The organism is Citrobacter sp. A316 (genome assembly GCF_002042945.1).
Lineage (GTDB): Bacteria > Pseudomonadota > Gammaproteobacteria > Enterobacterales > Enterobacteriaceae > Citrobacter > Citrobacter portucalensis.
Genome location: NZ_MVFZ01000006.1, coordinates 81,603 through 99,282, shown reverse-complemented (window position 1 = coordinate 99,282; position 17,680 = coordinate 81,603). Strand labels below are relative to the sequence as shown.

Genomic DNA, 17,680 nt, shown 5'->3' with positions numbered 1-17,680 from the left:
CCACACCGCATCCGGCCTACAAAAAGCGTAGGCCTGATAAGCAAAACGTTATCAGGCTTGCATCAGATAGAGAATTTTTTCCCGCCGCGGTGCGCAGCAGAGGTTTGACCGTTTGCGCCATACAACGCCGGTTCCTGGTGCGGTTTCAGCACTTGTATTGCTTGTTGATTACGCTCGATCTGCCCTTCCAGCAGCCAACCGTTGTGCTGGTTGAGGTCACGTAAGTGCTGTGTTTTCATGGTGATAGTCTGCCAGCGCTCGGCAATCTCATCATTGGCGCTGCGCGTGGCGTCATGCTCCTGACGGCGCTGCTGCTCAAGATAATCAAGGGTTGCCAGCAAGGAGCTTTTTTCTTCTGTAATACGCTGTAGCTGGCTGCCGTTGATATGCCCTGCGGAAAGCTGCTGCTGTTCAGCATCCATTACCGTTTTCAGGTCATTGAGGACGGTCGTCATCTGGTCAAGTATTTCTGACAAACGAGTCATACTTTATTTACTCTGTAGGTAGCTCTGCGCCTCGCGAATCAGCGAGTCGGCAATTTTTCCGGTATCCATTTTCAATTCACCGTTACGGATTGCGGTTTTCAGTGCTTCCACGCGTTCCATATTGATGTCATTGGTGCCGGGCTGCATCAGTTTGGCCTGGGCGTCGCTCAGCATGACGCTGGTGCTGGTGGTCGCGGTGGTTTTTTCCTTCCGCGCTTTTTGTACCGGCGCATCGCTGGTTTCACGCGGCTGAACGGTGCTTACTGGCTTCAATGGTGAGGTACGATCAATGCTCATTTTATTTTTCCTCATCGAGGGGTTACGCTATAGCGGCCCGCTGTAATCATTGGTTGTTTATCTATCGGCACACGCTAAAAAATCTTTAACCTATTATAGGTTAATAAGAATATTCCCATCAGAATCGACGACGCCGCTCACCACCTGGCCTGAAATCATCCGCACTCGCGCGTTTTGTGCGACAGCGGCGTTGTTCAGCGCTTTACCTTCGGCATTGACCCGAAAGCCATCTCCGTTGGCAATAACCAGCACGCGCTGACCGGCCTTGATCCGCCATGCCTGGCGCAACATCGAAAGCTGTATCGGTTGGCCCGGCACCAGATCGCGCAGGCTCACAGCATCCTGCACTTGACTCATATCCAGCACAGCGCGCGGCGGTAGTTGGTCCAGTCGACCACGTTTCAGCGTTACGCTGGCCGGGGTCAGGGCGCTACCTCGCGCCACAGGCGCGGCGGCTACTACGTAGTTTCCCGTCGCCTGCACGTTCACCTGCAGATAACGTTTTTCGTTGGCACAGCGGGCCAGCACATTCACATTACCCCACAGTTTCGCACTACCTGACACGCTTAATGCCGGTTGTTCGCAGTTGGGCAATAAGTTTGGTGACGTTCGGATAGTGACGACTACCTCATCGCTAAACCCGGCCAGACGCTGGGAAAACCATGCCGTTAGCTGCGAATTCAGGTCTTGCGCCATCGTCATAGGGCTGAACAGCAGTGCTGCCACGACCATTCCACGTTTAAACGTTTGCATCAAAACCTCGCGCTTTTTCAGGTAGTGGCAGGATTTTACCTGTGTGACGCAGCCATCAACGCAACAAATAGCGACGCATTTTGCGTTTATTCCGGCGATAACGCGCGCGTAATGGGATTTAAGCTGTCGGCTGAATTTTGTCATTTGCGGAGGAGATATGCTCGATAAGCTCGACGCCGCCTTACGTTTTCAACAGGAAGCGCTGAATTTGCGCGCCCAACGCCAGGAAATATTGGCGGCCAACATTGCCAATGCCGACACGCCGGGGTACCAGGCGCGCGATCTGGATTTCGCCAGTGAATTAAAAAAAGTCATGGTGCGAGGACGGGAAGAAACCGGCGGCGTTTCGTTGACGCTGACCTCTGCACAACACATTCCAGCCCAGACCGTTTCTGCGCCGTCTACGGAGCTGCTCTACCGTATTCCTGACCAGCCATCTCTTGATGGCAACACGGTAGATATGGACCGGGAGCGCACGCAATTTGCGGACAACAGCCTCAAATATCAAATGGGGCTGACGGCGCTGGGTGGACAAATCAAAGGCATGATGAACGTGCTGCAAGGAGGGAACTAATTCGTGGCGCTGTTAAATATTTTTGATATCGCAGGTTCTGCGCTGACGGCTCAGTCTAAACGACTGAACGTCGCGGCCAGCAACATGGCGAATGCGGATAGCGTCAGCGGACCCGACGGTCAGCCGTATCGCGCAAAGCAGGTTGTTTTTCAGGTAGATGCTGCGCCAGGCGCGGCGACAGGTGGTGTAAAAGTCGCTGACGTCATTGAAAGTCAGGCGCCGGATAAGCTGGTTTATGAACCCGGTAATCCGCTGGCCGATGCGAACGGCTACGTAAAAATGCCGAATGTGGACGTTGTTGGCGAGATGGTCAACACCATGTCTGCCTCACGTAGCTACCAGGCAAACGTCGAAGTGCTCAACACCGTGAAAAGCTTGATGCTTAAAACGCTGACGCTAGGCCAGTAAAGGAGGCGCACATGTCTATTGCTGTAAAAATGAATGACCCAAGCACCACTGGCGTTAATGACGCCACGGGGAAGAATTCGCTGACGGGCAACAACGCTGCTGATCTGCAAAGCAGCTTCCTGACGCTGCTGGTTGCACAGCTGAAAAACCAGGATCCAACTAACCCGCTGCAAAACAACGAACTGACTACCCAACTGGCGCAAATCAGTACAGTGAGCGGGATTGAGAAACTGAACACTACGCTGGGATCGATCTCCGGACAGATCGACAACAGTCAGTCGCTGCAGGCCAGTACGCTGATTGGTCACGGTGTCATGATACCGGGTACGACCATTCTGACCGGTAAAGGGACAGAAGAAGGTGCCAAAACCACGACAACACCATTTGGCGTTGAGCTGCAGCAACCGGCAGATAAGGTTACCGCAACCATTACCGATAAAGACGGCAAAGTGGTACGCACCATTGACATTGGTGGATTGAAAGCGGGCGTTCATACCTTTACCTGGGACGGCACCATGACCGATGGCACGGATGCACCAAGCGGTTCTTACAACGTGTCAATTGCTGCCAGTAATGGCGGAACGCAACTGGTGGCACAGCCGCTTCAGTTTGCGCTGGTGCAGGGCGTTATTCGCAGTAACGGCGGTAATACGCTGGATCTTGGCACCTATGGAACCACCACCCTCGACGAAGTACGGCAGATAATCTAAGCCTTCACACTTATCAGGAGCAAGTCATGGCCTTTTCTCAAGCGGTCAGCGGTCTGAACGCTGCAGCAACCAACCTCGATGTCATTGGTAACAACATCGCCAACTCCGCCACCTACGGTTTTAAATCTGGCACGGCATCTTTTGCTGATATGTTTGCCGGTTCGAAAGTCGGTTTGGGCGTTAAAGTTGCGGGTATTACTCAGGACTTTACCGACGGTACTACCACCAACACCGGACGTGGTCTGGATGTTGCTATCAGCCAGAACGGTTTTTTCCGTATGGTAGACAGTAACGGTTCTGTTTTCTACAGCCGTAACGGTCAGTTCAAACTCGATGAAAACCGCAATATTGTTAACATGCAGGGGCTACAGCTGACAGGCTATCCGGCTACCGGTACACCGCCGACAGTTCAGCAGGGTGCGAACCCGGCACCGATCACTATCCCGAATACGCTGATGGCGGCTAAATCAACCACCACTGCGTCAATGCAGGTCAACCTGAACTCCACTGATAAGGTTCCTACCAAGACCCCGTTTAACCCAAGCGATGCCGATTCCTACAACAAAAAAGGCACCGTTACCGTTTTCGATAGCCAGGGTAATGCCCATGACATGAATATTTTTTATGTCAAAAATGCGCAGAGCAATACCTGGGAAGTTCACACTCAGGATGCTTCAACCGGCGATCCTGCAAAATCAGCCGGATTTATGCGCTTTAACGAAAACGGTGTGTTTTTAGGGATTAGCGCCACGGCAGCTGAAGTACCACCGACGGCTCCAGCCGTCTGGCCAAAGGATATCAGAATTGATACAGGGCAGATTAACGGCGCAGATGTCGCTAATTTCTCCCTGAGCTTCCTGAACTCCATGCAGCAGAACACCGGTGCCAACAACATCGTAGCCACGAATCAGAACGGCTACAAGCCGGGCGATCTGGTGAGCTACCAGATTAACAATGACGGTACTGTGGTCGGTAACTACTCCAATGAACAGCAACAGGTTCTGGGACAGATCGTGCTGGCAAACTTTGCCAACAACGAAGGTCTGGCGTCTCAGGGCGACAATGTCTGGGCAGCCACTCAGTCTTCTGGCGTGGCGCTGCTGGGTACCGCAGGTGAAGGTAACTTCGGCAAGCTGACCAACGGCGCGCTGGAAGCGTCAAACGTTGATTTGAGTAAAGAACTGGTGAATATGATTGTCGCCCAGCGTAACTATCAGTCGAACGCGCAGACCATCAAAACCCAGGATCAGATCCTCAACACGCTGGTCAACCTGCGCTAAGCGCCTGACGGGATGGCTTAATGGATCACGCAATTTATACCGCCATGGGCGCGGCCAGTCAGACGCTGAATCAACAGGCGGTGACGGCCAGCAACCTGGCAAACGCTTCTACGCCAGGGTTTCGTGCACAGCTCAATGCACTGCGCGCAGTTCCTGTAGAAGGATTGTCTTTACCGACGCGTACGCTGGTGGTGGCCTCCACGCCGGGGGCCGATATGACGCCCGGTCAGATGGACTATACCTCCCGCCCGCTGGATGTGGCGCTGCAACAGGATGGTTGGTTGGCTGTGCAGACCGCAGACGGTAGCGAAGGATATACCCGTAACGGTGCTATTCAGGTAAGCCCTACGGGTGAACTGACTATCCAGGGACACCCGGTAATTGGCGAAGCCGGACCGATAGCCGTGCCGGAAGGTTCAGAAGTTACCATTGCGGCGGACGGGACAATTTCCGCACTTAACCCTGGCGATCCGGCTAATACGGTCGCGCCAGTGGGGCGGCTGAAGCTGGTGAAGGCAACAGGGCTTGAGGTGCAACGTGGTGATGACGGTATGTTCCGCCTGACCCAGGCCGCACAGGCTACCCGTGGTGCGACGTTACAGGCTGACCCCAGCATTCGCGTGATGTCGGGCGTGCTGGAAGGCAGTAACGTTAAACCGGTTGCTGCGATGAGCGACATGATCGCCAACGCCCGCCGCTTTGAAATGCAGATGAAAATTATCAGTAGCGTGGATGATAACGCGGGCCGCGCCAACCAACTGCTGTCGATGACTTAATACAGGACATTTTATGATCAGTTCATTATGGATCGCCAAAACCGGCCTGGATGCGCAGCAAACCAACATGGATGTGATTGCCAACAACCTGGCAAACGTCAGCACCAACGGATTTAAACGCCAACGTGCCGTGTTTGAAGATCTGTTGTACCAGACGATTCGTCAGCCTGGCGCACAGTCTTCTGAGCAGACCACGCTGCCGTCTGGTTTGCAGATTGGTACCGGTGTACGTCCGGTTGCGACCGAGCGTTTACACAGCCAGGGTAACCTGTCGCAGACCAACAACAGTAAAGATGTGGCGATTAAAGGCCAGGGCTTTTTCCAGGTCATGTTGCCCGATGGTACGTCCGCTTATACCCGCGACGGTTCTTTCCAGGTGGATCAGAACGGTCAGTTGGTGACGGCGGGTGGTTTTCAGGTTCAGCCTGCCATCACCATTCCGGCTAACTCGCTCAGTATCACCATTGGACGTGACGGTATTGTCAGCGTGACCCAACAGGGGCAGGCGGCGCCTGTTCAGGTCGGGCAGCTTAACCTGACAACCTTCATGAACGATACCGGTCTGGAAAGCATTGGTGAGAATCTGTACACCGAAACGCAGTCATCCGGTGCGCCGAACGAGAGCACGCCGGGGCTGAACGGCGCGGGTCTGCTGTATCAGGGCTATGTTGAAACCTCTAACGTCAACGTGGCGGAAGAGTTGGTAAACATGATCCAGGTTCAGCGCGCTTACGAAATCAACAGTAAAGCGGTATCGACCACCGATCAGATGCTGCAAAAACTGACGCAACTCTAAAGTGGAGTCCGGTGGGGTGAAAACCTCACCGGCACACTGATTTTGAAGATGACCGCAATGCGAAAATACGCGCTTCACCCATACCCAATTTTAGCCCTGCTGGTGGTTTCACTAACAGGATGTGCCTGGATCCCGGCTACGCCGCTCGTGCAGGGCGCAACGTCTGCCCAGCCCGTTCCAGGTCCAACGCCAGTGGCGAATGGCTCAATCTTCCAGTCGGCACAACCGATTAACTATGGTTATCAGCCACTCTTTGAAGATCGTCGTCCACGCAATATTGGCGATACGCTGACCATCGTATTGCAGGAAAACGTCAGCGCGAGCAAAAGCTCTTCGGCGAACGCCAGCCGCGACGGCAAGACAAACTTTGGCTTTGATACCGTACCGCGCTATCTGCAAGGTCTGTTCGGTAACGAACGTGCCGACGTAGAAGCCTCCGGCGGTAACTCCTTTAACGGTAAAGGCGGCGCGAACGCCAGAAATACCTTCAGCGGTACGTTGACCGTAACGGTCGATCAGGTACTGGTGAATGGCAACTTACATGTCGTGGGTGAAAAACAGATCGCCATAAATCAGGGCACTGAATTCATCCGCTTCTCCGGGGTCGTTAACCCGCGCACCATCAGTGGCAGCAACTCCGTACCGTCAACCCAGGTTGCGGACGCGCGTATTGAGTACGTCGGCAACGGCTACATCAATGAAGCGCAGAATATGGGCTGGTTGCAGCGTTTCTTCCTTAACTTGTCGCCGATGTAAGCGAGGTACCCAGTGTTTAAATCTTTTGTTGTAATGGTACTGGTGCTGATAACCACCTTTGCGCATGCTGACCGTATTCGTGACCTGACCAGCGTTCAGGGCGTGCGGGAAAACTCGCTGATAGGATACGGGCTGGTGGTGGGTCTGGATGGTACGGGTGACCAGACCACCCAGACGCCGTTTACGACGCAAACGCTCAATAACATGCTTTCGCAGTTGGGGATCACCGTGCCAACTGGCACTAATATGCAGCTGAAAAACGTGGCGGCGGTAATGGTTACCGCGCAGTTTCCTGCATTCGGTCGTCAGGGACAAACCATTGACGTGGTGGTCTCCTCTATGGGGAACGCCAAAAGCCTGCGCGGCGGAACGCTGCTGATGACCCCGTTAAAAGGGGTCGATAGTCAGGTATATGCGCTGGCTCAGGGGAATATTTTAGTTGGCGGTGCGGGCGCGGCTGCAGGTGGCAGTAGCGTGCAGGTTAACCAGCTCAATGGTGGGCGCATTACCAACGGCGCGACCATCGAGCGTGAGTTGCCCAGCCAGTTCGGCGGTGGCAACACCATTAATCTGCAGCTCAATAATGAAGATTTCACGATGGCGCAGCAGATTACCGATACCATCAACCGCTCGCGTGGCTTTGGCAGCGCAACGGCGTTGGATGCCCGAACTATTCAGGTGCGCGTGCCAAGCGGCAACAGCTCGCAGGTGCGTTTCCTTGCTGATATCCAGAATATGGAGGTGAACGTCACGCCGCAGGATGCGAAAGTGATTATCAACTCGCGCACCGGATCTGTTGTCATGAACCGCGAAGTGACGCTGGATAGCTGTGCCGTGGCACAAGGCAACTTGTCGATCACGGTGAACCGCCAGGCGAACGTCAGCCAGCCGGACACACCGTTTGGCGGTGGACAAACCGTGGTTACGCCACAAACCCAGATCGATCTGCGCCAGAGCGGTGGCTCGCTGCAAAGCGTGCGTTCCAGCGCCAATCTGAACAATGTGGTGCGTGCACTGAATGCGCTGGGGGCAACGCCAATGGATCTGATGTCCATTCTGCAATCGATGCAGAGCGCGGGTTGCTTACGCGCCAAACTGGAAATCATCTAATGATTGGTGACAGCAAACTGCTGACCAGCGCTGCCTGGGATGCGCAATCACTGAACGAACTGAAAGCGAAAGCGGGCCAGGACCCGGCGGCGAATATCCGCCCGGTCGCCCGTCAGGTCGAAGGGATGTTCGTGCAGATGATGTTGAAAAGCATGCGTGAAGCACTGCCGAAAGATGGCGTATTTAGCAGTGATTCAACACGTTTGTATACCAGCATGTATGACCAACAAATTGCGCAGCAGATGACCGCTGGTAAAGGCCTGGGGCTGGCTGAAATGATGGTTAAGCAGATGACTGAAGGGCAAGCGCAACCTGCGGATGACGCGCCGCAGGTGCCGATGAAGTTTTCACTGGAAACGGTGACCAGCTATCAAAATCAGGCACTGACGCAACTGGTCCGCAAAGCCATCCCCCGGGCGACAGAAAGCAATGATGAGCCGCTGTCAGGTGACAGCAAAGACTTCCTTGCCCAGCTATCGCTGCCAGCTAAGCTGGCCAGTCAGCAAAGCGGGGTACCGCATCATCTGATTCTGGCGCAGGCAGCGCTGGAGTCCGGATGGGGGCAGCGACAAATTCGCCGTGAGAACGGCGAACCGAGTTTTAACATTTTTGGCGTGAAGGCTTCGGGAAGCTGGAAAGGCCCAACCACCGAAATCACCACCACTGAATATGAAAACGGTGAGGCGAAAAAGGTGAAAGCCAGATTCCGCGTTTATAGCTCTTACCTTGAGGCGTTGTCGGATTATGTCGGTCTGATATCCCGTAACCCGCGCTATGCGGCGGTGACCGCTGCCGCGACCGCCGAGCAAGGGGCGCAGGCATTGCAAAATGCGGGTTACGCCACGGACCCTAACTATGCGCGAAAATTAACCAGCATGATCCAGCAGTTGAAATCGATGAGTGAAAAAGTAAGCAAAACCTACAGCACGAACATCGATAATCTCTTTTAAATAGCTCAAGTCTACCGACCTGCTGCCGATAATAACGAGTATTGAAGGATTACAAGGAACCTCCATGTCCAGCTTGATTAATAACGCGATGAGTGGACTCGCCGCAGCGCAGGCCGCGTTGAATTCTGCCAGTAATAACATCTCCAGCTATAACGTTGCCGGATATACCCGTCAAACAACAATTATGGCGCAAGCGAACAGCACGCTGGGTGCGGGGGGCTGGGTTGGCAATGGCGTCTATGTTTCTGGCGTGCAGCGCGAGTATGACTCCTTTATCACTAATCAGTTGCGAGCAGCGCAGAACCAGAGCAGCGGCCTGGCGACGCGCTATGAGCAAATGTCAAAAATAGACAATTTGCTCTCCAGCAAAACCAGTTCTATTTCGACCTCAATGCAGGACTTTTTTACCAGCCTGCAAACGCTGGTCAGCAACGCCGAAGATCCGGCGGCACGTCAGGCGATGATCGGTAAAGCTGATGGTTTAGTGAATCAGTTCAGAACTACCGATCAGTATCTGCGCGATCAGGATAAGCAGGTCAATACTGCGATTAAAGCCAGCGTTGATCAGATCAACAACTACTCGAAACAAATTGCCAGCCTCAACGACCAGATTTCCCGTCTGACCGGCGTCGGCGCGGGCGCATCGCCTAACGATTTACTGGACCAGCGCGACCAACTGGTCAGTGAACTGAATCAAATTGTCGGTGTTGAAGTCAGCGTGCAGGACGGTGGTACTTACAACGTTACCATGGCTAACGGCTATTCACTGGTGCAGGGCAGCAATGCGCGCCAACTGGCGGCTGTACCTTCCAGCGATGATCCTAATCGTACAACGGTGGCCTACGTTGACGGGGTTGCCGGAGCGGTTGAGATCCCCGAGAAACTGTTGAATAGTGGTTCACTGGGCGGGCTGTTGACCTTCCGTTCTCAAGAACTTGACCAGACGCGTAACACGCTGGGTCAACTGGCGCTGGCGTTTGCCGATGCGTTTAACACCCAGCATAAAGAAGGCTTTGATGCTAACGGCGATCAGGGTAAAGATTTCTTTGCAATCGGCAGCCCGGCCGTATTCAACAACGCGAAAAATACGGGAACAGGATCGTTAAACGCGAAGATCACTGACAGCTCTGCTATGCAGGCGACAGATTATAAAATTGTTTTTGATGGGACGGACTGGCAGGTTACTCGCCTGGCGGACAATACCAGCTTCAAAGCCACCGTTACCGGTGGAAAAATGTCCTTTGACGGGATGGAAATCACCGTTAATGCAGGCGCAACAGCAAATGACAGCTTCATAGTGAAACCCGTCAGTAACGCTATCGTTGATATGAAAGTCCTGGTGACCGATGAGTCGAAAATCGCTATGGCTCAGGTCTCAAAAAATGATCCGGACCCGGATATTGATAAGGGAAAAAGCGATAACCGTAATGGTCAGAAGCTGTTGGATCTACAGACCAAAGCTACCGTTGGCAATAAGACCTTCAACGATGCATATGCCACGCTGGTAAGCGATGTCGGGAACAAAACCGCTACGCTGAAAACCAGCGCCACCACCCAGAACAACGTGGTGACACAGCTTTACCGGCAGCAACAGTCTATTTCCGGCGTTAATCTCGATGAAGAGTACGGTAATTTACAGCGTTTTCAGCAGTATTACCTGGCAAACGCGCAAGTGCTGCAGACCGCAAATGCGTTGTTTGATGCACTGATTAATATTCGCTAAAGGAGAGGGACACAATGCGTATCAGCACCCAGATGATGTACCAGCAGAATATGCGTGGCATCACTAACTCTCAGGCGGAATGGATGAAGTTTGGCGAACAGATGTCAACAGGCAAGCGTGTGCTCAGTCCTTCTGACGATCCGATTGCTGCCTCGCAGGCCGTGGTACTTTCTCAGGCTCAGGCGCAAAACAGCCAATATGCGCTGGCGCGTTCATTTGCGACGCAAAAAGTATCGCTGGAAGAGAACATACTGAGTCAGGTGACGACGTCAATTCAAACCGCTCAGGAAAAAATTGTTAGCGCAGGGAACGGCACGTTAAGCGATGACGACCGTGCATCGCTGGCCACCGATCTGCAGGGGATCCGCGATCAGCTGATGAACCTGGCGAACAGCACCGATGGTAATGGTCGCTATATTTTCGGCGGATACAAAACAGAATCCGCACCGTTTGCCCAGGCAGATGGTGCTTACAGCGGCGGTACTACAAACGTCACCCAGCAGGTCGATGCTTCTCGTACCATGGTAATTGGTCATACTGGCGATAAAGTCTTCGCTAGTTTGACCAGCAACGCCGTACCGGAACCTGGTGGCGGTGCTCAGGAAAAGAGCCTGTTCAAAATGCTGGATAGCGCCATTGATGCACTCAAAACCCCTATTGAGGGTGATGACGTGGCAAAAGCCACCGCCGCTGCAGCCATTGACAAAACCAGCCGTGGTCTGAAAAACTCACTGAATAACGTGCTTTCCGTTCGTGCAGAATTAGGTACGCAGCTAAGTGAATTAAGCTCGCTGGATTCACTGGGTGCCGATCGTGCATTAGGCCAAACTCAGCAGATGAGTAATCTGGTGGATGTCGACTGGAACGCCGCGATTTCGTCTTATGTCATGCAGCAGGCTGCGCTACAGGCATCATACAAAGCGTTTACCGATATGCAGGGAATGTCGTTGTTCCAGCTCAATCGCTAACGTCTCGTTTTGAAACATATCTTGAAACTGGGTATGTTTGTCTGCCCGCTCCTTTAACACCCCGGAGCGGGCATTTTTTTAGGCAACCGACGTCTTACTGAGCGACGGGGTCCCCGTCAGTCTTATGACCAACGCAATCGCACTGCTGAAGGTTGCCAGCGCAACGACACCTTCCCAATTTGCCAGGGCGTAGATCTGACTTCCGAGAACCGAACCCAGTGCCATACCGATAAACACCATCGTAAACAGCAGAGCGTTCAATCGTCCTCGTGCCAGAGGCTCCAGGCTATAGACCAGATTCTGATGGGCAACCAGGCTGGATTGCAATCCGAGATCAAAACCTACCGCCGAAAGGGCTATGAGCAGCCACTGCCCCTGAACGGGCAGGGCGGGTAACAAAAACATCAGTGCGAAAGATACCGTTACCAGCAAAGCACCCAATTGCGTTACTTTTGCTGCACCCACTTTATCGGCAAGATGGCCCGCCATCGGTGCGGCAAGCGCTCCTGCTGCTCCCGCGATACCAAAAGCACCCGCTATAGCGCTACCCATGTGGTAATGCTCAGATAGCATCACCGCCAGCGTAGACCAGAAGGCGCTAAAAGCAATGGACAGAAAGCCTTGTGCCAGTGCTGCGCGGCGCAGGGTGGAATATCGTTGCCAGAGTTGCGCCATGGAGAGCATTAATGATGGATAGCTCAGCGTGGAATGGACAGCAAAACGAGGCAGTACCTTCCACATAATCGCGGTAATTACGGCAATACTGACGGCAGCAAGTTGGTACATTTCGCGCCAGCCAAACGCTTCGCCCACCAGTCCACTGACGGTACGTGAGAGTAAAATTCCCAGCAGAAGGCCCGTCATCACGGTACCCACCGTTTTTCCCTGTTTGCCTTCGGGCGCCAGTATTGCCGCCGCAGGCACAATATCTTGTGCCATGGTTGCCGCCATTCCCATCAGCAGACTCACCAGTAATAGCGAATGCAACTGTCCGGTAAAGCTACAAGCCAGAAGCAGCACGGCAAGAGAGATACTTTTCAGCAGGATTAATGTCCGACGGTCATAACGATCGCCTAATGGCAATAAAAACAATATACCTAACGCATATCCCGCCTGGGTCAGCGTCGGGACCAACCCCATGCCAGTGAGACTTAAGGCCAGATCCTGACCCATTAAAGGCAGAAGAGGCTGGGCGTAGTAGATAGCGGCTACGCTGAATCCGGCGCCCATTGCCAGAACAAAAATGACCCAACGGGAAAGTGCGGTATGTGTGTTCACAAATGATTCCTCAATCACAGGATGTGAGGCTATTTTTATCCTTCAGCGAGTGGCACGGTAGCGAGCGCAGTGGTAAAACAGTTATACGTCAGGCGTATGATGAAACTGAAGATGGTAAAAAATGAGCGTATAGACAGGGTGGAGCTGATGCGTACGTTTGTACGTATTGTCGAAGCAGGATCGCTTTCGGCAGCGGCCAAACAGATAGGGACCACGCAGGCGACCGTCAGCCGACGGCTGCAATCGCTGGAGACGCTGCTGGGTGTGAAACTGCTTATGCGTACCACGCATGCGATGAAATTGACCGACGACGGTGAAAGAGGCTATCAGCATGCTAAGAAGATTATTGATGCCTGGCTGGCGCTGGAAGATGGACTTAATGTCACAGAAGATGAACCGGTGGGGACGTTGCGAGTCCGTGCACCGCATGCATTCGGGCAACAACAACTGCTTGAGCCGCTTTTGCAGTTTCTTTCGCGCTATCCCCAGTTGGCAGTAGAGTGGATGCTCAACGATAAAACCGTTGATTTTCTGAGCGACAATATTGACTGCGCTATCAGGGTTGGTGCAGAGGTGGATCCGGCCACGGTTTCCGTTTTACTGGCTGAAGTTCCCCGTAGTATGGTGGCGAGTCCTGGACTGCTGGAGCAATATGGCGAACTTTCTCATCCTGAGCAGTTATCAGTGCTGCCCTGGATTGCCGTGAACACGTTTTATCAACATAGCGTTTCGTTGCTGCACTAATTGCGTAATGAGCCAGTCACGCTGAATATTTCACCCAGATTAAGTACCGACAGTATTTATGTCGCAAGAAATGCCGCGCTGGCGGGGTTGGGAGTGACGATTGTTTCAAGCTGGATGGTGGCGGAGGATATTGCCAACGGACGTCTGGTTGCGTTGCTACCTGAGTGGCATGCGGCGCCGTTGCCTGTACATTTGGTTTATCCGTGGGCGCGTTACTATCCGACCCGTTTACGCAAGTTTCTGGCCTTAATGAAGGATGTTATGCCGCAGCTGACGGGGATGAAAGGCGTAGATCAGATATAAAAAAAGCCGACCCGAAGGCCGGCTTTGATATTGATTATGGCTTACTCAACAGGCTGAGGACGTGTTGCTGGCGCAGTCGCTTGATGCGTTGCGCTGTGTCCGCCTGCGGCACCTTTGCCTTCAAAGGCGAATGCCGGACGTTGCCAGTCGCTATGACGCGGTGCTTCTGGCACATATTCCGGTGCCGGAGCGCGGGTCATTGGCGCGGTTGCATGGCTGTGCAGCTGTTCAGCATCAGTGCTTGCTGCGACAACTTCAGCCTTAACGACAGTCGCTTCTACAATTGGTGCCGCAACAACTTCCTGCGGCGCAGCAACCTCTTCAACAACTGGCGCTGTTTCCACAACTTCTGCAATCTCTTCAACCACTTCTGGCTGGGAAATAACAACCTCCGCAGACGCTTCGGCAACCGGTGCAGTCACAACGTCAGCCACAGGTTCGGCTTCAGCGGCGATTTCTTCTGCAACAGGAGCGTCAGATTCAGCGATAATTTGCGGTTGTTCCTCGACAGGGGTCGCAATCACTTCCGGATGCGTGGTTTCAACCTGAGTGGTTTCAATAACGGCGGCCTGAGGCTCAGCTACGACAGCCTCTGGCTGCACGGCTTCAACCGGCGCAGGGGCATCCACAATGTGTTCAACGACAGCTGCAGCAACCTGAGGCTCTACTGCGACAGGTGCAGCTTGCTGCTGGACCATTTCCTGTTCGCGCTGTTCTTCAACCTGCTGATCCTGAGGACGTGCAACAGGGTAGCGGATCCAAACTTTACCGGACGCTAATTCAGGAGATGCGCAGGCGACCGTTAACGGCATCGGTGACTGAACCGGATAGCGCTCGTCACGGTAACGACGACGACGCTGTCCACTGACGCGCAGATGGCGAGGTGAGCGGCGAGAACGACGCGGCATACCGTTGGAGTCACGTGCTTCGCCGTTGTCTTCCTGCTCAGTCGTAACGACGGCTGGCAGATCAACTTTCGCCAGTTCGGTGCGCTGTGCCGGTACCGGCTGTTCAGTTGGTTGAGCAACAGCAGTTTCAGCGATAGCAGCAACAGTAGCTACTTCGGCTTCAACCGCCGGGCTGTCTGTGAAACGAACTTTCTGAGCCAACTGACGCTGTTTACGGCGGGTTTGAGGCTGACGTACGCGCTCTTCCTGCTCGGTATCCTGCACAGGTTGTTCAGCCTGGTTCAGCTCTTTAACTTCCTGCTGAGCCTGACGCTTGTCATCGTTACGACGGCGGTTACGTTCGCGGCGCGGCGCCTGCTGCTCATCACCGGATTTCGCTTTGTCGGCAACGTCAGTAGTTTGCTGGCGGTTATCGCGAGCTTCAGCATTTTGCTGCTGTGACTGACGGCGGTTACGGCGGTTATCTTCACGGTTTTCGCCGTTTTCTGAACGTTCGCTACGGTTGTCACGATCACCGCGATTATCACGGTTATCACGACGATCGTTACGGTCGCGACGATTGTTCTGACGTGGTTTACGACGATCCTGCTGGCGTTCGGTTTTCTCTTCAGCTTTCTGTGCAGGCTGTTCAACCGGTTTCACTTCTTCGCTACCACCGAAGATGGACTTCAGTGCGCCAAAGAAACGGCTAATCAAACCGGGCTGTGCGGCAACGGCTGCGGTTGCTGCTGCAGCTTTAGGAGCGGCGGCTTTCGCGGCAGGTTCCTGCAGAGCAGGGGCTGGCGGAACGTCTGGCATGGCGAAGGTGGCCAGCGCTGGTTGCTCAGGCTGTTTACGCTCGACGTACTCTTCTTCCGTCGGCAATGCCATTGCCTCTTCATGCAGTTTCGGCAGCAGATAGCTCAGGGTCGGTGTTTCTTCCCCTTTGCGTACGCGCAGCACGGAATAGTGCGGGGTTTCCATCTGATCGTTTGGCACGATCACACAGCGCACGCCATTCTGACGTGTTTCGATAGCATTAACCGCGGTACGTTTTTCGTTAAGCAGGTAAGAGGCGATCGGCACAGGAACAATAGCGTGTACTTCCTGCGTATTTTCTTTCAGTGCTTCTTCTTCGATCAGACGCAGAATAGACAGTGACAGTGATTCGTTATCACGTACGGTACCGGTGCCGGAGCAGCGCGGGCACACGTGATGGCTGGATTCACCCAGAGACGGGCTCAAACGCTGACGAGACATCTCCAGCAGGCCGAAGCGAGAAATATGGCTGATCTGAATACGCGCTCTGTCCTGGCGTACGGCCTCGCGCAGACGGTTTTCAACCGCGCGCTGGTGACGAACCGGCGTCATATCAATGAAGTCGATTACAATCAGACCGCCGAGGTCGCGCAGACGCAGCTGACGCGCAATTTCATCGGCTGCTTCAAGGTTGGTGTTGAACGCTGTTTCTTCGATGTCGCCGCCGCGAGTCGCGCGTGCGGAGTTGATATCGATGGCGGTCAGCGCTTCCGTGCTGTCGATAACGATTGAGCCGCCGGACGGCAGACGCACTTCGCGCTGGAACGCGGACTCAATCTGAGACTCGATCTGATAGTGGCTGAACAGCGGGATTTCGCCGGTGTACAGTTTGATTTTGCTGCTGAAATCCGGACGACCCAGTGCGGCGATGTGCTGACGCGCCATCTCCATAACTTTTGGGTTGTCGATGAGGATTTCGCCGATGTCCTGACGTAAGTAGTCACGGAATGCACGTACGATAACGTTGCTTTCCTGGTGGATCAGGAACGGAGCAGGGCGACTGTCAGCGGCTTTTTGAATCGCTTCCCAGTGCTTCAGGCGGAAGCTCAGGTCCCACTGCAGCGCTTCGGCGGATTTGCCGACCCCTGCGGTACGCACGATAAGCCCCATGCCATCAGGCAGTTCCAGGCTTGCCAGCGCTTCTTTTAATTCGGTACGGTCGTCGCCTTCAATGCGACGGGAGATACCGCCCGCGCGCGGGTTGTTCGGCATCAGAACCAGATAACTACCCGCCAGGCTGATAAAAGTGGTCAGCGCAGCGCCTTTGTTGCCGCGTTCTTCTTTATCGATCTGAACGATCACTTCCTGGCCTTCGCGCAACACGTCTTTAATGTTGGGACGACCATGGGAGTTGTAGTTAGCGGGGAAGTATTCGCGGGCAATTTCTTTTAACGGGAGGAAACCGTGACGTTCAGCTCCGTAATCAACAAAAGCAGCTTCCAGACTCGGTTCAATACGGGTAATTTTGCCTTTATAGATGTTGGCTTTTTTCTGTTCGTGTCCAGGACTTTCGATATCCAGATCGTACAGACGTTGCCCATCTACAAGGGCGACACGCAACTCTTCCTGCTGAGTTGCGTTAATTAACATTCTTTTCATCGTAACTTACTCATTATTCTTACATTGACGACTAAGCTGCGGGCAGAGTAATGCCTTTCCGGGTGTGAACCGATGGCCTCGTGTCTATTCGCGTCGCCAACCTCACGGTTATCGTCAGCTCAAAGAGGCGCAGAGTGTCGGTTGCCTGCATTTCATACGGAAACACAGCGCAATTATCAGGGGAACAGTCTGGGTGTTACTCTCCAGAAAAGCTTCCATATTACCGGTAAGGACTGCAACCCGCAGCCCGCTAACTGCCTGAAAGATCAATACGTCTTACGCCATTGCTGCGTTGATGATCGGTCGGGCAAAATTGGGTCATTCCGGAAAAGTTCTTGTTTTAACAAGATTCAACACGGAAACAACCTCATTATTCCACTGCTAACCTTGTTATAGCAAGATGACTTTTGCCATTTATCACCCGGTTACTCACAGTTTTTTCACTTCCGCGTAGTGATTGCTTT

Annotated in this window: 16 protein-coding genes and 1 pseudogene; 12 read left to right on the top strand and 5 right to left on the bottom strand. The window is 53.6% G+C overall.

The genetic code is table 11. From position 1 onward, the window contains the following. Window positions 1-62: 62 nt before the first annotated feature. From flgN to flgA, 3 genes are all read right to left on the bottom strand, one after another. Complete coding sequence (gene flgN / locus BZK41_RS09315; RefSeq protein ID WP_016149928.1) at window positions 63-485, bottom strand: flagella biosynthesis chaperone FlgN; 423 nt, start codon at window positions 483-485, stop codon at window positions 63-65. Window positions 486-488: 3 nt separating this feature from the next. Continuing rightward, complete coding sequence (gene flgM / locus BZK41_RS09310; protein WP_003832153.1) at window positions 489-782, bottom strand: flagellar biosynthesis anti-sigma factor FlgM; 294 nt, start codon at window positions 780-782, stop codon at window positions 489-491. A gap of 93 nt (window positions 783-875) precedes the next feature. After that, on the bottom strand, window positions 876-1,535 hold the full coding sequence (gene flgA / locus BZK41_RS09305; RefSeq protein ID WP_079938075.1) for a flagellar basal body P-ring formation chaperone FlgA: 660 nt from the start codon (window positions 1,533-1,535) through the stop codon (window positions 876-878). A 157-nt stretch (window positions 1,536-1,692) separates the two neighbouring features. Here flgA and flgB point away from each other — a divergent pair, with 157 nt between their 5' ends. From flgB to flgL, 11 genes are all read left to right on the top strand, one after another. After that, window positions 1,693-2,109: a flagellar basal body rod protein FlgB gene (gene flgB, locus BZK41_RS09300; protein ID WP_003036189.1), complete on the top strand. Its 417-nt coding sequence runs from the start codon at window positions 1,693-1,695 to the stop codon at window positions 2,107-2,109. A 3-nt stretch (window positions 2,110-2,112) separates the two neighbouring features. After that, window positions 2,113-2,517 (top strand): flagellar basal body rod protein FlgC, encoded by a 405-nt coding sequence (gene flgC, locus BZK41_RS09295; RefSeq protein WP_003036191.1) that lies wholly within the window; start codon window positions 2,113-2,115, stop codon window positions 2,515-2,517. An 11-nt stretch (window positions 2,518-2,528) separates the two neighbouring features. Then, complete coding sequence (gene flgD, locus BZK41_RS09290; RefSeq protein ID WP_079937972.1) at window positions 2,529-3,227, top strand: flagellar hook assembly protein FlgD; 699 nt, start codon at window positions 2,529-2,531, stop codon at window positions 3,225-3,227. 26 nt (window positions 3,228-3,253) lie between these two features. Continuing rightward, window positions 3,254-4,507 (top strand): flagellar hook protein FlgE, encoded by a 1,254-nt coding sequence (gene flgE / locus BZK41_RS09285; RefSeq protein ID WP_079937971.1) that lies wholly within the window; start codon window positions 3,254-3,256, stop codon window positions 4,505-4,507. Between the two features lie 20 nt (window positions 4,508-4,527). Then, entirely contained in the window at window positions 4,528-5,283 is a 756-nt protein-coding gene (locus tag BZK41_RS09280) for a flagellar basal body rod protein FlgF (protein ID WP_079937970.1), read from the top strand. A gap of 13 nt (window positions 5,284-5,296) precedes the next feature. Further along, window positions 5,297-6,079, top strand: coding sequence for a flagellar basal-body rod protein FlgG (flgG, locus tag BZK41_RS09275; protein WP_003036202.1), 783 nt, complete (start codon window positions 5,297-5,299; stop codon window positions 6,077-6,079). A gap of 57 nt (window positions 6,080-6,136) precedes the next feature. Then, entirely contained in the window at window positions 6,137-6,835 is a 699-nt protein-coding gene (locus tag BZK41_RS09270) for a flagellar basal body L-ring protein FlgH (protein WP_046274759.1), read from the top strand. 33 nt (window positions 6,836-6,868) lie between these two features. Continuing rightward, a complete protein-coding gene (locus tag BZK41_RS09265) occupies window positions 6,869-7,945 on the top strand; it encodes a flagellar basal body P-ring protein FlgI (protein WP_019076467.1) in 1,077 nt (358 codons plus the stop codon). Continuing rightward, window positions 7,945-8,895 (top strand): flagellar assembly peptidoglycan hydrolase FlgJ, encoded by a 951-nt coding sequence (gene flgJ, locus BZK41_RS09260; RefSeq protein ID WP_016152632.1) that lies wholly within the window; start codon window positions 7,945-7,947, stop codon window positions 8,893-8,895. Before BZK41_RS09265 ends, flgJ begins: the two co-directional genes overlap by 1 nt. A 64-nt stretch (window positions 8,896-8,959) precedes the next feature. Next, window positions 8,960-10,618: a flagellar hook-associated protein FlgK gene (gene flgK / locus BZK41_RS09255; RefSeq protein WP_079937969.1), complete on the top strand. Its 1,659-nt coding sequence runs from the start codon at window positions 8,960-8,962 to the stop codon at window positions 10,616-10,618. A 14-nt stretch (window positions 10,619-10,632) separates the two neighbouring features. Beyond that, window positions 10,633-11,586: a flagellar hook-associated protein FlgL gene (gene flgL, locus BZK41_RS09250; RefSeq protein WP_079937968.1), complete on the top strand. Its 954-nt coding sequence runs from the start codon at window positions 10,633-10,635 to the stop codon at window positions 11,584-11,586. Window positions 11,587-11,664: 78 nt separating this feature from the next. Here the strand turns inward: flgL and BZK41_RS09245 are convergent, their stop codons facing one another. Beyond that, window positions 11,665-12,864, bottom strand: coding sequence for an MFS transporter (locus BZK41_RS09245; protein ID WP_079937967.1), 1,200 nt, complete (start codon window positions 12,862-12,864; stop codon window positions 11,665-11,667). A 111-nt stretch (window positions 12,865-12,975) separates the two neighbouring features. Here BZK41_RS09245 and BZK41_RS09240 point away from each other — a divergent pair. Continuing rightward, window positions 12,976-13,911: pseudogene (locus BZK41_RS09240) on the top strand (LysR family transcriptional regulator). 41 nt (window positions 13,912-13,952) lie between these two features. Here BZK41_RS09240 and rne read toward each other — a convergent pair. Beyond that, complete coding sequence (gene rne / locus BZK41_RS09235) at window positions 13,953-17,216, bottom strand: ribonuclease E (protein WP_079937966.1); 3,264 nt, start codon at window positions 17,214-17,216, stop codon at window positions 13,953-13,955. Window positions 17,217-17,680: the final 464 nt, after the last annotated feature.

Coding starts and splice junctions, on each gene's coding strand:
- flgN (WP_016149928.1), bottom strand. CDS start 485: ATGACTCGTTTGTCAGAAATACTTGACCAGATGACGACCGTCCTCAAT.
- flgM (WP_003832153.1), bottom strand. CDS start 782: ATGAGCATTGATCGTACCTCACCATTGAAGCCAGTAAGCACCGTTCAG.
- flgA (WP_079938075.1), bottom strand. CDS start 1,535: ATGCAAACGTTTAAACGTGGAATGGTCGTGGCAGCACTGCTGTTCAGC.
- flgB (WP_003036189.1), top strand. CDS start 1,693: ATGCTCGATAAGCTCGACGCCGCCTTACGTTTTCAACAGGAAGCGCTG.
- flgD (WP_079937972.1), top strand. CDS start 2,529: ATGTCTATTGCTGTAAAAATGAATGACCCAAGCACCACTGGCGTTAAT.
- flgE (WP_079937971.1), top strand. CDS start 3,254: ATGGCCTTTTCTCAAGCGGTCAGCGGTCTGAACGCTGCAGCAACCAAC.
- BZK41_RS09280 (WP_079937970.1), top strand. CDS start 4,528: ATGGATCACGCAATTTATACCGCCATGGGCGCGGCCAGTCAGACGCTG.
- flgG (WP_003036202.1), top strand. CDS start 5,297: ATGATCAGTTCATTATGGATCGCCAAAACCGGCCTGGATGCGCAGCAA.
- BZK41_RS09270 (WP_046274759.1), top strand. CDS start 6,137: ATGCGAAAATACGCGCTTCACCCATACCCAATTTTAGCCCTGCTGGTG.
- BZK41_RS09265 (WP_019076467.1), top strand. CDS start 6,869: ATGGTACTGGTGCTGATAACCACCTTTGCGCATGCTGACCGTATTCGT.
- flgJ (WP_016152632.1), top strand. CDS start 7,945: ATGATTGGTGACAGCAAACTGCTGACCAGCGCTGCCTGGGATGCGCAA.
- flgK (WP_079937969.1), top strand. CDS start 8,960: ATGTCCAGCTTGATTAATAACGCGATGAGTGGACTCGCCGCAGCGCAG.
- flgL (WP_079937968.1), top strand. CDS start 10,633: ATGCGTATCAGCACCCAGATGATGTACCAGCAGAATATGCGTGGCATC.
- rne (WP_079937966.1), bottom strand. CDS start 17,216: ATGAAAAGAATGTTAATTAACGCAACTCAGCAGGAAGAGTTGCGTGTC.